13 protein-coding genes are annotated in these 14,182 nt (G+C 63.9%); 9 read left to right on the forward strand and 4 right to left on the reverse strand.

What is annotated here, in order from left to right; genetic code table 11:
- The first annotated feature begins 23 nt into the window (after positions 1-23).
- The 3 genes from GC162_00605 (at position 24) to GC162_00615 (ending at position 1,745) form a co-directional block, all read left to right on the forward strand.
- Complete coding sequence (locus tag GC162_00605) at positions 24-455, forward strand: MerR family transcriptional regulator (protein MBI1367131.1); 432 nt, start codon at positions 24-26, stop codon at positions 453-455.
- Between the two features lie 88 nt (positions 456-543).
- Complete coding sequence (locus tag GC162_00610; GenBank protein MBI1367132.1) at positions 544-759, forward strand: hypothetical protein; 216 nt, start codon at positions 544-546, stop codon at positions 757-759.
- 11 nt (positions 760-770) lie between these two features.
- A complete protein-coding gene (locus GC162_00615) occupies positions 771-1,745 on the forward strand; it encodes a hypothetical protein (protein MBI1367133.1) in 975 nt (324 codons plus the stop codon).
- Positions 1,746-1,810: 65 nt separating this feature from the next.
- Here GC162_00615 and GC162_00620 read toward each other — a convergent pair whose 3' ends face one another.
- The 4 genes from GC162_00620 to GC162_00635 form a co-directional block, all read right to left on the reverse strand.
- A complete protein-coding gene (locus tag GC162_00620; GenBank protein MBI1367134.1) occupies positions 1,811-2,383 on the reverse strand; it encodes a methyltransferase domain-containing protein in 573 nt (190 codons plus the stop codon).
- Positions 2,384-2,435: 52 nt separating this feature from the next.
- On the reverse strand, positions 2,436-2,996 hold the full coding sequence (locus GC162_00625) for a carboxymuconolactone decarboxylase family protein (GenBank protein MBI1367135.1): 561 nt from the start codon (positions 2,994-2,996) through the stop codon (positions 2,436-2,438).
- A gap of 81 nt (positions 2,997-3,077) precedes the next feature.
- Positions 3,078-3,341, reverse strand: a complete 264-nt coding sequence (locus GC162_00630; GenBank protein ID MBI1367136.1) for a zf-HC2 domain-containing protein — start codon at positions 3,339-3,341, stop codon at positions 3,078-3,080.
- A 6-nt stretch (positions 3,342-3,347) separates the two neighbouring features.
- Positions 3,348-4,079 carry a sigma-70 family RNA polymerase sigma factor gene (locus GC162_00635; protein MBI1367137.1) on the reverse strand — a complete coding sequence of 244 codons (732 nt, stop codon included), beginning with the start codon at positions 4,077-4,079 and terminating at the stop codon, positions 3,348-3,350.
- Here GC162_00635 and GC162_00640 point away from each other — a divergent pair.
- From GC162_00640 to GC162_00665, 6 genes are all read left to right on the forward strand, one after another.
- Complete coding sequence (locus GC162_00640) at positions 4,054-6,063, forward strand: HAMP domain-containing protein (protein MBI1367138.1); 2,010 nt, start codon at positions 4,054-4,056, stop codon at positions 6,061-6,063. The two genes, GC162_00635 and GC162_00640, sit on opposite strands and share 26 nt — an antisense overlap.
- On the forward strand, positions 6,060-7,403 hold the full coding sequence (locus GC162_00645; GenBank protein ID MBI1367139.1) for a response regulator: 1,344 nt from the start codon (positions 6,060-6,062) through the stop codon (positions 7,401-7,403). The genes GC162_00640 and GC162_00645 overlap by 4 nt, the downstream gene beginning before the upstream one ends.
- Positions 7,404-7,687: 284 nt before the next feature.
- Complete coding sequence (locus GC162_00650; GenBank protein MBI1367140.1) at positions 7,688-9,325, forward strand: hypothetical protein; 1,638 nt, start codon at positions 7,688-7,690, stop codon at positions 9,323-9,325.
- Between the two features lie 10 nt (positions 9,326-9,335).
- Positions 9,336-10,847: a c-type cytochrome gene (locus GC162_00655; protein MBI1367141.1), complete on the forward strand. Its 1,512-nt coding sequence runs from the start codon at positions 9,336-9,338 to the stop codon at positions 10,845-10,847.
- Positions 10,844-11,431, forward strand: coding sequence for an arsenate reductase (azurin) small subunit (locus tag GC162_00660; GenBank protein ID MBI1367142.1), 588 nt, complete (start codon positions 10,844-10,846; stop codon positions 11,429-11,431). Before GC162_00655 ends, GC162_00660 begins: the two co-directional genes overlap by 4 nt.
- 3 nt (positions 11,432-11,434) lie before the next feature.
- On the forward strand, positions 11,435-14,149 hold the full coding sequence (locus GC162_00665) for an arsenate reductase (azurin) large subunit (protein MBI1367143.1): 2,715 nt from the start codon (positions 11,435-11,437) through the stop codon (positions 14,147-14,149).
- Positions 14,150-14,182 lie beyond the last annotated feature (33 nt).

Consider the following 14,182-nt stretch of genomic DNA (forward strand, 5'->3'; position numbering starts at 1 on the left):
TCATGCAATAAGGAGTCCATGCCATGTCGAGCATGACGATCGGACAGGCCGCTCGGGAAGCCGGCGTCGGTGTCGAGACGATCCGGTACTACCAGCGCCAAGGGCTCATCGATCAGCCGGCGCGGCGGGGAACAGGTTTTCGGCACTATGACCGGCAGACCGTGCGGCGACTTCGATTCATCCGCCATGCCAAGCGTCTGGGTTTCACGCTGCGCGAGATCCGGGAGTTGCTGGAACTGCATGTCGATCCCGAATGCCGGGGCCGCTGCCGGCAGATGCTTGAACTGACCTCCACCAAACTCGCGGACATCGAGCAGCGCATCGCCGAGTTGGAGCGGATGAAGCGGACACTGTCACAACTTGCCGCCGCGTGCCGCCGGCGGCGATCGGCGGCGGATTGCCCGATCCTTGACGCCCTGGATGACGGATCATGCCTCGATGACACCGACGCGTAAAAAATCCCGAAGACCGTGAACCCCGTACTGGGGTACGGCACGTAGGAACAGCGGACCAACCCCACCTCTTTCACGAAGGGAACACGTCATGACACGCTACCTGATGATCGCGACGATTGCGGGGCTGCTCAGCGCTGGTGCCGGCTGGGCGACACAGCAGACGACCGATCCGACGCGACCGAACTGCCCGGGGCAGATTCAGTGCCCGCTGTCCGGCAAACTGGTTTGTGAGGACCGTTGCCCGCTGGGCACGAATGATGGCGACTTGACCCCCACGATGCGGCCGCCTTGCCGCGGCAACTGAGAGGCCAACCAATGCGCATCGATATCCTGTACTTTGAGGGCTGTCCGAATCACGAGCCGACCGTCCAGTGTGTGCGTCGGATAGCCCGCCGATTGGGCATCGAGGCTCCGGTCCACGAAGTGGAGGTCACGCCGAGCGATGACCCTGCGGCGCTGAAGTTTCTGGGCTCGCCGACAGTGCTGATCGACGGCCGCGACATTGACCCGGCGTGCCGCGAGGGCGCCAGCTACGGTTTCGGTTGCCGCACCTTCGCCGGGATCGGCATGCCGGATGATACGCTGATCGAGCAGGCGATCCGTGAAGCGTTAGGCGGCGGCGCCGGACGATCGCCGGTCGCCGCAAGGGACCGCTCCACGCTTTACTGCCTAGGCGCGGCCGCGACGGCGGTTCTGTCCTCGGCCTGCTGCTGGTTGCCACTGGTGTTGCTGGCGTTCGGTGTGACCCTCGGAGGCGTGGCGGGGTTCTTCGAGTCGGTCAGATCGTTTTTCCTCTTGGCCGCCGCGATCTTTCTGGGTGCGGGGTTCTACTTCACGTACTTCCGCAGATCGGTCTGCAAGCCGGGCGAAGCCTGCGCGACACCGAACCCCAAGCTTCAGCGCTTCAACCGTTCCATGCTGTGGGTGGCAACCGTGTTTGTGATCGCCTTCGCCCTGTTTCCCTACTACAGCCCGATGCTGATTCGCACATTCAACGGCGGCGACTCGGCCGCGCCCCCGGACGCCGCCACACCGCAAGCGACCGTCCTGGCCACGTATCGCTTCCGGGTCGAGGGCATGACGTGCACTGGATGCGCCGCCGGGCTCGAGGCCCGCCTGGGCCGACTCCCGGGCATCGCCTCCGCCGAGGTGTCCTTTGACGTCTCCGAAGCCGTGGTCCGCGCCGATCCCGGTTGGTTCGATCCGGCCGCCGTGGTGAATACCGTCCAAACCGCCGGCTTCAAGGCGATATCCATCCCGCAAGCGCCAGCCGCAGCAGCCAAACGATGACTCCGCCGTAGGTCGCATGCTCGACTACTGCTTCAAAACTGTGCGCAAGGGTGAACCCGGTTCCCTCACCGTTTCTCCATGATCCAGCCGTAGTGATGCGGAGGCAGGTCAATGGGGAGCGAGCAGATGCAGCCGAATCCCACTGTTTCAGCCCATGTGCGGCACTGCTCGGGGCGCGGGCGGATGCCCATCGTGGGGCCGCGCGGCGTGGCCGGATCATAGTTCCAATGCATGATGCCCAGTCGCCCGCCGGTTGAAAGCACACGGTACGCCTCTCCCAACAGCAGCTCCGGCCGCTCGCAGTGCAGGATGTTAAACAGCATGACGTAATCGACGCTTTCAGCGGGCAGCCCCGTCCCGTCGGTGACGAAATCCCGCCGCTCGACACGGACGTTGTCCAGACCTGCTTGCTTGGCTTTGCGGACGGTTGCTTCGATCATTTCGGTTTCGATGTCCAAAGCGTGAACGGCGCCACGGACGATCCGCGCGGCTGGGATGCTGAATGTGCCGTAGCCGCAGCCGAAGTCCACCACATCGCGACACGTGCCGGCCAACTCCAACCTCACCAGCGTTTGCTCCGGCGAAAAAAAGCCCGCCCACATCGACTCATCCGGCATGCCGCTCTCACGTGTCTTCATGGCGGTTCCCACATTGCCGGCGCCAGGGTGCGATTGCAGTTCTGACGCCGCTTTAGGCGCGTGCGGCGCCGGGACTCCACGCAGCGTCGGCAAACGCGTCATCCAGCGGCGTGTCGGCCAGGTGGTTGGTGTAGTTCGACAGCGTCTTGAGGCCAACCCCGAGCACCACTTCCAGAGCCTGCGCCTCGGTGTAGCCGACTTCGTGGAAGGTCTGTTTGGCTTCATCGCTCGGCCAGCCGCGCGTCGTCGCCATCTCCGCCGCGAACTGGCGCAGCGCCTGAAGTTTTGGATCGTCGATCGGCCGGTCATCGCGAATCGCTTCGATTACGTTCGACTCGACGCCCTGCATCTTCGCGATCACGGTGTAGGCCGGCACGCAGTAATGGCACCGGTTGACCGCGCTGACCGCCAGCAAAACCACCTGCCGCTCTGTGGCGTCCAGCGACGACTGGTCGAACAGCCTGCTCAGTGTCATGTAGCCTTCGAGCAGTTTCGGCGCATGGGCCATGACGCCCAGCAGATTGGGGACAAAACCGTACTCTTTCTGAGCCTTGCCCAGCAGTTCGCCAGCGCCTTGCAGTGCGTTGTCGGTATGGAGGACGTTCAGGAACATGGGGGCTTCCTTTCAATGGCGTGATGCGGTCGCGTCCTAACGTGGACTGCCCCTGCCTGGCTGCCAGATGCCTTCCGGGGGTTACATCGATTCTCTGTCCTTGAGCGTCTGCGTGATCCGTTGTTTAGCCTCGGACGGGCAGGCTGGACCATCTTCTGGACGGTCTGCCGCCTGCTCGGTGAAGCGGCGTCGAACCAGTCGGTTGATCAACTGAATCTGTCGGCGATAGGCCGAGCATGCCCCACACATCGCCAGATGCATCCACAGGTTCATCCGCTGCCGCAGCGACAGCTTGCGGTCGAGCCCCTCGGAGATCAATCGAGCGGTTTGCTTGCAGTTGAGCATGAGTCGTTACCTGTTGACGTCACTGTCCGCGTTGCCCTCGGAAAACCAGTGCTTCTCCAGGCAGGCCCGTAGCAGCGCCCGGGCGCGGTGCAGGATCACCCACAGATTGGTCGCGGTGATCTTCAATTCCTTACAGATCTCATCGGTCTCCCGCTCATCCATCACACGCAGGGCGAACACCTGGCGTGGACGTTCCGGCAGGTTCTCCATGCATTGCCGGAACACCTCCCAGAATTCACCCTTTTCCAGAAGCTGTTCGCCTTCGGCCTTCCACGGGGTCGGCGGCCGGCGCCACCGACCCTTTTCATCAAACCACGAATCCATCACATCGCCCCCTGAGTCATCCTCGGCCTGCACCTCGTGGCGTGTGACGGTGGATCGGAAGTGATCCACAATCTTGTGCCGGAGAATTCCGATCAGCCACGTCCGCTGCTGCGAATCCCCCCGAAAGGATTGTCGGGCCTGCAGCGCCGCCAGCAGCGTCTCCTGCACCAGATCCTCGGCCAGATGATTCTGACCGACCCGCCCCATCGCATAGCGGTAGAGCACATCTGCATAGGCCTCGACCCAATGTTCGGCGCCGACGCTCGATGTCGATGAAGGTCGATTGGTCGGATCACGGGTCATCAGGAAGCCTCCAAGGTCGGAATGCCGTGGCCAGTATACCCCATGACTGTGGTTTGCATGAATCGTCCGCGTTACCATTCGGCGTATGAGTCCTGAAACCTCGTCGATCAAGAAGCGATTGCAGCATGTCAGCCTTCATACCAAGATCATCGTGCCGATGGTGGCGTTGGCGATTGTTCCGGTGATGATCGTCGGGGGATTCTCGATCACGCGGATGCGCGGGGTGCTTCAAGAGTTGGTCGTCCAGCGGGTGGTCTTCGACACCGAATCCAAGGCCCAGCAGCTTCAAGCCTATCTTCAGTCGATCCGGCAGGATCTGCGGTTTCTGAGTCAACTGGACATCGTGCGTGAGTTGGCCGATGCCGCGGCGAACACCGGTGCGGCTCCCGCGGCGTTGCGCGCGAACGTCGAGCGGCAACTGGTCATATTCTCCCAGGGTAAGCGGGCGTATTACCAGGTCCGTTACCTGACCGACGCGGGGCGCGAGGTCGTGCGCCTGGATGTGGACGGTGGGGCGCCCCGAGTGGTCGCCGAGCCGAACCTTCAGAACAAAGGACCGCGATATTACGTGCAGCAACTGCTGGCAACGGAGCCGGGCGAGATTTACGTTTCGCCGATGGACCTGAATATCGAACACGGTCAGGTGGAGGTGCCGCACCGCGGCGTCGTGCGCCTTGGCATCCGGGTCGCCGGGACCGATGGACAATGGCGGGGCATGCTCGTGGTGAATGTCTTCGCGGATTACATCCTGTCACTGATCGGTCCCTTGCCGGGGAGCATCGAGGCGTGGTTGCTCGACGAAGAAGGGGCTTATCTGGGTGGGGTCAAGACCGACGATCCGCGATTGTCCCTGGAAACACGCCGCTCCCTCAGCGCCGATTACGCCCCACCGGAAGTTGCGTTGATTCTCGGTGCTCAGCACCAGGCCCAGACGATCCGCACGCAACTGTCGATTGTCACGGCGGCCAGCCTGACGGTCGATCCCCGCGAACCTCAGCAACGCTGGATTCTGCTGATGCTGCGGCCGCGCCATCTTCTGGAGGCGCCGATCCGGTTCCTGACGGTCACGCTGGGGGTCGTCATTGGCCTGGTCACGGTGACGGCGAGCGTCGTGGGCCTGTTCGTGGGCTGGTACGTGGTGCGGCCAATCACGGCGCTACGCCGGACGACGCGCCAGATCGCCGAAGGCGACCTGAGCAGGCGCGTCCACATCGAGACTGGCGATGAAATCGAATCGCTCGCCGACGACTTCAACCGCATGGCTAAACACCTGTGCGAATCACGCGATCATCTGGCGGCCTGGAATGACAAATTGGCGCAGGAAGTTACACGGCAAACCGAACACCTGCGACGTCTGCAAAGCGGCTTGGCGCAGTCGGACAAACTGGCGTCGATCGGGCAGATGACCGCCGGGATCATGCACGAGATCGGCAATCCGCTGGCGGCGATCAAGACGAAGATTCAGGTCGCCGAGTGGGCTGGCGAGCTGCCCGAGGCCCAACGCGAACTGGTCCACGAAGTGTTGGAGGAAGTCAATCGCCTGACGTTGTTTCTGCGTTCGTTCTCGCGACTCGGGCGTCTGAGCGAGCCACGCATGGCGTCGGTGGGACTAGCCGAGGTCGTCCAAGGCGTGATCACGCTGGTGGAGCCGGAACTTCGATGCCGAGGGATCGACATCCACGTGGAACAGCCGCCGCAGGCTGTCTGGCTGCATTGCGACGCCAACCAGTTACGCCAGGTGGTGATTAATCTGGTGCTCAACGCGGCTGACGCGATGTCCGGCGGCGGGTCGGTGCTGGTTCGCATGAGACGGGCCCGAACACCCACCGACACGGCGCCGGGCATCGTGATCGAGGTCGTCGACCATGGCCCGGGCATCGACCCGCAGGTCGTCGAGCAGATCTGGGACCCGTTTTTCACCACCAAACCCGATGGCACGGGTCTGGGGCTTGCAACCTGCCGACGGATCGTCGAGGATCACAGGGGCACCATCCAGGTCCACAGCACGCCGGGCCAGGGCACGATCTTCGTCGTTCACCTGCCGGGTGCCGTGGAGCAGACCGATGACCAAGCCCGCGACGGGTCAGACGCATGAGCATCACCATGCTGATAGTCGAGGACGATGCGGGACTACGCCGCTCATTGGAAAAATTCTTCCGTCAGGACGGCTATACGGTCGTGGTCGCAGAGCGGGCCGATCAGGCCATGCGCCTGCTGCATGAAAACCTAATCGATCTGATGCTGCTGGACATCCACCTGCCCGACCGCTCCGGACTCAGCGTGCTCGCGGAAACGTGCGAACTTGATCCGCGGATCCTGACGATCGTGATGACCGCTTACGCCGATATTCAGACGGCGGTGCGTGCCATGCAGGGCGGCGCCCACGATTTCGTCGTCAAACCGTTTGAGCTTGACGAATTGCACCTGATCGTGGAGCGCGCTGTCGAAGCCCGCCACCTGCGGCGGCAGGTGCGGCGTTTTGAACGCGAGCGGATCAGCGGCGAGCCGGTTCAGGAGCTGCTTGGCCAGAGCCCGGTCATGCGTCAGTTGCGCGACCAGATCGACAAGGTCGCCGTGGCGCAAAGTCCAGTACTGGTCGTGGGGGAAACCGGCACGGGCAAGGAACTGGTCGTCAATACGATCCATCGCCGCTCGCGGCGTGTCGCGGGGCCGCTGGTGAAGGTCAACTGCAGCGCCGTATCGGAGCATCTCTTGGAAAGCGAGCTGTTCGGGCACGAAAAAGGCGCGTTTACCGATGCCCGTGAGCCTCGCGAAGGGCTGTTCGAGATGGCCGATGGTGGAACGCTTTTTCTCGACGAAATCTCCGAGATGAAGCTCGATCTTCAGGCGAAGTTTCTGCGCGTCATTGAGGGGCACCCGTTCCGACGGGTCGGCGGACGGCGGGAGATCCGTGTCGATGTGCGCGTGGTGGCGGCGACGAATCGGACCGTGCCGGACCTGATCCGCCAGAAGCAGTTCCGCGAAGACCTGTACTACCGTCTCAACGCTTTCCAGATCGCCGTACCGCCGCTACGGCAGCGCGGCCACGATATCGCGTTGCTCGGTCGCCATCTGCTGGGGCACTCGGCCTCCGCGCTGCGCAAAGGCCCGCTGACGTTGTCCGACGAGGCGGAAAAGTTGCTGCTGAGCTACCACTGGCCGGGCAATGTGCGTGAGTTGAGCAACGTAATGGAACACGCGGCGATCCTGTGCGAAACCGCCGAGGTGGGTCCGGAGCATCTGCCGTCGGAACTACATGTGGCCGCGACAGTTCGGCCGTTTGTCAGTCAGCCGGGCGCTCTGCCTACCTTGCAGGAAGTCGAGCGGCACTACATCGCGCATGTGGTCCACAGGGTAGGCGGCAACGTCTCCGAGGCTGCCCGCATCCTCGGCATCGCCCGCAACACCCTCCGCGCCAAACTGCGTGAATCCTGACTGGGTCCGTGTCGGCGGCGCTGCTCAATTTCTGACACCGCTCAATTTCTGCCCATCGGGCGAGATGGGCAGAAAACAAGACTAAAAGATCGACATATATCAATTCAGATGGCCCGGCCATCGAAGTTTGCACAGTCGGGGCCGCGCCGCCGACATATTCATTCGGCACATCAGAGTTCATAAGGCTGTCAACGATAATAAGTTGCAGAAATTTTTCGAGCATCGGCGATAATGGCACGCAGATTGTAGAAGGCCGTGTGTATGCGGCAACGGGTCGCGTCGCGATGAACTCATGGGAACCGGCCATGTCATCCAATACCGCAAACTTCTTCGTCTTCCTCACCGTCGTTGTCCTCACGCTTGGGATGATGGTGGCGGTCGTGTTCATCCCCGCCTACGTCGAACCGGTCCCGAAGGGACTACAGGTGCCGGTGGCCCTCACCGCCGCCCCGACGTCCGCCCCGGCCACTATCGAGCCGATCCCTGTGGCGACCACGTCGGCGCCCCCGGAAACGGCCGGCGTTTCGGGGGACATCCTGATGCAGGGCAGTGACTGTCTGGCCTGCCACAAGCCGGACATCAAACTGGTCGGCCCGAGCTTCGCGCAAATCGCGGCGAAGTACAAGAACCAGCCAGGCGCACTGGAACAACTGGTTCAGAAGGTCAAGGCTGGCGGGGCAGGCAGTTGGGGACCGATCCCGATGGCCCCGCACCCGACCCTGTCGGAGGATCAGATTCGCGTGATGGTCTCGTGGATTCTCGATCAGACCCCGGCGGCTTCGCCGGCAGCCAATGGTGACACGATCCTCAAATCGGTGGCCATGCCTCTGATGGGTCCGATCGCTTACGCCGAGGCTTCGCGCGTCCCGGCGCATGAGTCGGCGGCGGAACGGACACAGCCGCTGGCGCCGCTGCCGGAAGCGGGGCCGATCGACGCCAAGATGGCCGAGTTGGGCCGGCATCTTTTTTTCGACACGCGCCTGTCGGGGGACACGACGCTGTCGTGCGCCTCGTGTCACGATCCGCTCAAGGGCTATGGAGACGGGCAGGCGCTGGGCGACGGGTATCCCGGGGCGCTGTATTTCCGCAATGTGCCGACGCTGTTGAACACCACGCTAGGGGCGCGGTTCATGTGGGACGGCCGACTCAACGGTGGCGACGTAGACACGCTGGTGCGAGACATGATCACTGAGGCGCACACGATGAACATGGACAGCCGCCTGATGCAGGAGCGACTGAAGCAAGTGCCGCAGTACGTGTCGATGTGGCGGGAGATTTTCGGAACCGGCAGCGATCCTTACGGGCCGAGGGTCTACAAGGTGGTCGGCGAGTTCGTCAAGACGATCCGATCGCAGGATGTGACCCTGGACCGGTATCTGCGGGGCGACAAATCGGCGCTGAGCGACTCGGCGCAGCGGGGCCTGGCGCTGTTCAAGGGACGGGCCGGGTGCATCCGCTGTCATGACGGTCCGCTGCTGAGCGACGGGGGGCTGCACGCGACGGGTGTGCCGGAGCACCCGGAGGTGTGGCGCGATCCGCTGAGGAGCATCACGATCCTGCGCTATTACGCCTCTTCGGGCGTGCCGAACTACATGAATCGGCGTGTGGATGTGGGCCACTACGCGGTGAGCAAGTCCGACGCCGATCTGGGCAAGTTCCGCACGCCGACGCTGCGCGAGCTGCGGCACACCGGGCCGTACATGCACAATGGCGTGTTCGCGACGCTGGAGCAGGTGATCAACTTCTACGACGCCGGCGGGGGTGAGGCGGCCAGCAAGTCCCCGCTGCTGCGCCCGCTGGGACTGAGCGAGCAGGACAAGCGCGATCTGGTGGCGATGCTGGAAGCGCTCAGCAGCGATCCTGTCGTCATTGAGAAACCGGCGCTACCCGATTACCAAACTCGCGTGTTCGGACAGAACTAAAGAAACCCGGATGAGCACCGCCATGGAACATATAAGACACATGAAGATTGGAATCGGCCTGTGGGTCGTGATCATGGGGTTCGGCGTAAGCGCCAGCGCCGTCGAGGAGGCGACAATTCCCCTGGGATATCAGCACATCGGCAACAGCGACTGTTTCGGCTGCCACCGATACGATTCGAGGCTGGTCGGTCCGGCGTTCAAAGACGTGGCCGAGCGCTACCGTGAGGATCCCGCGGCGCCGCAGAAGCTGGTCAAGAAGATCCGCGAAGGCGGGGCAGGCAATTGGGGACCGATCCCGATGGCGCCGCATCCGACGCTGACCGACGAGCAGCTTCGCCAGATCGTGCAGTGGATTCTCTCGGGTCAGCAGCCGCCGACCGAGGCGGTGCCCGCACAGGGTCCAGCGATCGCGCTGCCAACGGCGCCGGCCGAGGCGGTCGAGTACAAGCACCTGATTCGCGTCGAGGGTCTGGCGCCGATCACGCATCTGCCACCACCGCCTGTGCCGGCGGACAACCCGATGACCGAGCCGAAGGTCGCGCTCGGCCGGCTGCTGTTTTTCGACGGCCGGCTCAGCGGCGACGGACGCAGCAGTTGCTTCGTATGTCACAATCCGCAGTTGGGCTGGGGCGACGGCGGCGGGATATCGCGCGGCTATCCCGGATCGCTGCACTGGCGCAACTCCCAGACGCTGCTGAACTCGGCGCATTACAACAAGCTGTTCTGGGACAGCAGTTCGATGAGCCTGGAGACCCAGGCCAAATCTGCGGCGACCGGCGGCGTCGGCGGCAACGGCGACGAGTCCATGCTCGAGATGCGCCTGCGGTTCATCCCCGAATACGTCGAGGCCTTCCGCGCCGTCTTCGGGACCGATCAGCCGCGCATGAAGCAGACATGGATGGCGATTGCCGCCTTCGAGCGCACGCTGGTGTCGGACCCGAAGCAGGTGCCGTACGACCGCTATATCGCCGGCGATCAGGCGGCGCTGAGCGACTCGGCGCAGCGCGGCATGAAGCTGTTTCACGGCAAGGCCGGTTGCGTTGCGTGCCACAACGGCCCGCTGGCCTCGGACCAGAAGCTCTACGTCCTGGGCGTGCCGGAGAATCCGCAGGTGCAAAGCGACCCGCTGGCGCAGATCACCCACCGCTACGAACAGTACATCAAGGGCATGGCCCACGACGTGTACGCTGCCGCCGACCGTGACCACGGCTTGTACTACGTGACCAAACACCCGCGCGACAAGGGCAAGTTCCGTACGCCGTCGCTGCGCGAGCTACGCTACACCGGGCCGTATATGCACAACGGTATGTTCACGACGCTGGAGCAGGTGATTGATTTCTACGATGCCGGCGGCGGCGAGGCGGCGAACAAGTCGCCGTTGCTGCGCCCGCTGGGGCTCAGCGCGCAGGACAAGCAAGACCTGATCGTTTTTCTGGAAGCGCTGAGTATGGAGCAGCCGCTGACGATGCCGATTCCCCCCACCCCGCCGTATCAGCCCCTGGAACAGGAGTCGACCCGATGAACGAGCAACGCCATACATCCGCAGCCCAGGGTGCGGGCTTTTGTCCGCGGGCGATCAGTCGGCGGCAGATGCTGCTGGGCGGCGGCAGTGCCGTGGCGGTGGTGGTCCTGGGGGCGCTGCCCGGCGGGACGCTGGCCGGTCTCGGCGACCAGATCGTCAAGCTGGCCAGCTATCCGCGTCGGAAGATCGGCACGATCTCGGGGCTGGGCGTCGGCCAGCCGGTGGCGCTGGCCTATCCCTACGACGACACGCGCTGCATGTTGGTCAAGCTCGGCGTCGCCGCCGGCGGTGGGGTCGGGCCTGAGAACGACATCGTCTGCTTCACCACCATCTGCACGCACATGGGTGGCCCACTCGAAGGCACATACAAGCCCGAGCACCAGGTTCTGGGCGCCTGCCCGATGCACCTGACCACCTTCGACCTGACGCGCCACGGCATGGTTGTCTCCGGCCACGCCACCGAGTCGCTGCCGCAGATCGTGCTCGAAACCGATGGCGACGACCTTTACGCCGTCGGTGTCATGGGCCTGATTTACGGCCACAGCGCGAACCTCGATCTGTCCGCCCACGCAAGGGAAAGCTAAGCCATGGCCAACCACGATCTTCAGATTGAAAGTCCCAAGGACACCTCGGGCGTCTTCGCCAAGGATCACGTGCCGCTTCCGCCGGCCGACGCCGACGTGTTGACGACCGCCTGCTCCTACTGCGCCGTTGCCTGCGGATACAAGGCCTATCGCTGGCCCGTCGGCAAAGTCGGCGGCGAGCGCGCCGACCAGAACGCCCTGCACACAGACTTCCCTACCGGAGCGGTCATGCGGCCCTGGGTCAGCCCCGCCCAGCACAACATCGTCCGCCACCAGGGCAAGCCGCACCATGTGGTGATCCTGCCCGACCACGACGCCCGCTCGGTCAACGTCGGCGGCAATCATTCGATCCGCGGCGGCACGCTCGCTCAGAAATGCTTCAACCCCCAGACCCCCACGCGCGACCGCCTGATGTACCCGCAGATCCGCGTGCGCGGCACGCTCATGCCCGTGTCCTGGGACCTGGCCCTGAACGTGATGGCCGACGTGTCCCGATTCGTCATCGACAAGTACGGCGAGCACGCCTGGGGCATGAAGACCTACTCCTATGAGTTCTTCGAAAACACCTACGCGATCACCAAGCTGGCCAACCAGTCCATCGGCACCCCCGCCTTCGCGCCCCACGACAAGCCCAGCGACAGCAACGACGCGGTCGGCCTCGACGACGCGGGCATCAACTCCTTCTCAGCCAGCTATGAAGACTGGGGCCTGTGCGACGTGGCGTTCATGTCCGGCGTCGACCCCTACGAGACCAAGACCGTCCTGTTCACCACCTGGCTCATGGGCGGGGCGAACCCGAACAAGAAAATGATCTTCGTCACGCCCCACCGCACCATGGGCGTGGAGTACGGCCTGCGCAAGGGCGGACTCTGGCTGCCGATCATCCCCGGCACCGACACCGTCCTGCACCTGGCGCTGGCGCGGATCATCATCGACAATGGCTGGCAGGATCAGGGCTTCATCGACCAGTGGATCGCCAAGGCCTGGGAGGTCGAGGCCGGCTACGGCCGCGGCACGCGCAACACCGGCTGGCAGTGGCGCACCACCTGGGGCACGTGGCAGAGCGACTGGGACGACTACCGCAAGTTCATCCGCTCGCACAAGTACGCCGAGCTGGACACCGCGGCGCGCATCACGGGGCTGGACATGCGGGACATCCAGCGCTGCGCCGAGCTGATCGCCAAGCCGCGCCCCGACGGGACGCGGCCCAAGACCTCGTTCATGCTCGAAAAGGGCAACTACTGGTCCAACAACTATATGAACAGCGCCTCGCTGGCCTCGCTGGCGCTGGTCTGCGGGGCGGGCAATCGGCCCGGGCAGGTCATCAGCCGCGGCGGCGGACACCAGCGCGGCATGATGAAGGCCGACGGCGCCTCCGGGTTCCTGAGCCCCGAGAAGTACCCCGGCCGGCGTAAGAAATCGCTGAACTTCGACCGCTGGGTCATCGACGGCCAGGTCAAGTTCTGCTGGGTCATCGGCACAACGTGGATCCCCGCCATGCTCGCTTCGCAGCAGCTCGGCGACGTGCTGCGCGCCTTCACGCGCGACAACCCGCACCAGGTCAGCCGCCTTGATCGCCAGGCGATCGTCGAGACATTCAAGAAGCGCATCCTCACCGGCGGCATGGTGATGGTCGACTCGGACATCTATCCCGTGGAGCCGCTGAACACGCAGCTTGCCGACATCGTTCTACCGGCGGCGCCGTGGGGCGAGGACGACTACACGCGCTGCAATGCCGAGCGGCGCCTCCGCCTCTACAGCAAGATCTACGACGCGCCCGGCGACGCCAAACCCGACTGGTGGGCCGTCAAGGAATTCGCCCGCCGCATGGGCTTCGACGCCGACGGCAGCTACCAGTGGAACACCAGCAACGATGTGTTTGAGGAGGCCGCCCGATTCGGACGCGGAGGCGTGTTGAACTACCACCCGCTCGTCGTCGAGGCGCAGCAGCGCGGCGTTCGCGCTCACGAACTGCTGCGTGCCTACGGCACCGAGGGCCTCCAGACGCCCATCCGCGTCCGCGACGGCAAGCTCGTCGGCACGCCCCGATTGCACGACCCAAACAATCAGCACGGCGAGATCGAAGGCGCCACCGTCCAGCGGAAGTGGCTCACCGCCTTCAACACCCACAGCGGCAAGGCCGTGCTGCTGAAGTCGCCCTGGGACTTTAGCGGCTGGATCGACTTCTACGAGGCGGTTAAGCCCCGCCGCGACAAGGGCGAGGTCTGGATCACCACCGGCCGCGTCAACGAGACCTGGCAGTCCGCCTTCGACGACCTGCGGAAGCCTTACCTGATGCAGCGCTGGCCCTATCCATTCATCTTCATCCACCCCGACGACGCCGCGCCCAAGGGCATCGAAAGCGGCGACTTCGTCTCGGCCTACAACGACACGGTCTACATCCAGACCTCTCAGCCCCAGGGTGTGCTCGACGACGACCTGACGTTCACCACGCTCATGCGCCGCGGCCACATCCAGGTCACCGAGGGCCAGTTCACCGCCGTCGCCATCGTCAGCGACGAGATGCGACAGGGTGTGGCCATGGCCAACTTCAACTTCCCCGGCGCCCCGGCCAACTCCGTCGCCCATGCCGTGCCCGATCCGATGACCAACAACTACCGCTACAAACTCGGGCGCGGCGTGCTGCAGAAGGTCGGCCCCTCGCCGTTCAAACATTCATTCACCAGCATGTCCCTCAAGCCCCGACCCATCATCTGACGGATACACACGACCATTCGCCCATGTCATACC

The sequence above is a fragment of the Planctomycetota bacterium genome, from assembly GCA_016125255.1.
In the GTDB taxonomy this organism is placed as follows: domain Bacteria; phylum Planctomycetota; class Phycisphaerae; order Phycisphaerales; family Zrk34; genus RI-421.

What these genes read in the sequence shown, in the direction of transcription:
- GC162_00605 (MBI1367131.1), top strand. Translation starts at nt 24, where the DNA reads ATGTCGAGCATGACGATCGGACAGGCCGCTCGGGAAGCCGGCGTCGGT.
- GC162_00610 (MBI1367132.1), top strand. Translation starts at nt 544, where the DNA reads ATGACACGCTACCTGATGATCGCGACGATTGCGGGGCTGCTCAGCGCT.
- GC162_00615 (MBI1367133.1), top strand. Translation starts at nt 771, where the DNA reads ATGCGCATCGATATCCTGTACTTTGAGGGCTGTCCGAATCACGAGCCG.
- GC162_00620 (MBI1367134.1), bottom strand. Translation starts at nt 2,383, where the DNA reads ATGAAGACACGTGAGAGCGGCATGCCGGATGAGTCGATGTGGGCGGGC.
- GC162_00625 (MBI1367135.1), bottom strand. Translation starts at nt 2,996, where the DNA reads ATGTTCCTGAACGTCCTCCATACCGACAACGCACTGCAAGGCGCTGGC.
- GC162_00630 (MBI1367136.1), bottom strand. Translation starts at nt 3,341, where the DNA reads ATGCTCAACTGCAAGCAAACCGCTCGATTGATCTCCGAGGGGCTCGAC.
- GC162_00640 (MBI1367138.1), top strand. Translation starts at nt 4,054, where the DNA reads ATGAGTCCTGAAACCTCGTCGATCAAGAAGCGATTGCAGCATGTCAGC.
- GC162_00645 (MBI1367139.1), top strand. Translation starts at nt 6,060, where the DNA reads ATGAGCATCACCATGCTGATAGTCGAGGACGATGCGGGACTACGCCGC.
- GC162_00650 (MBI1367140.1), top strand. Translation starts at nt 7,688, where the DNA reads ATGAACTCATGGGAACCGGCCATGTCATCCAATACCGCAAACTTCTTC.
- GC162_00655 (MBI1367141.1), top strand. Translation starts at nt 9,336, where the DNA reads ATGAGCACCGCCATGGAACATATAAGACACATGAAGATTGGAATCGGC.
- GC162_00660 (MBI1367142.1), top strand. Translation starts at nt 10,844, where the DNA reads ATGAACGAGCAACGCCATACATCCGCAGCCCAGGGTGCGGGCTTTTGT.
- GC162_00665 (MBI1367143.1), top strand. Translation starts at nt 11,435, where the DNA reads ATGGCCAACCACGATCTTCAGATTGAAAGTCCCAAGGACACCTCGGGC.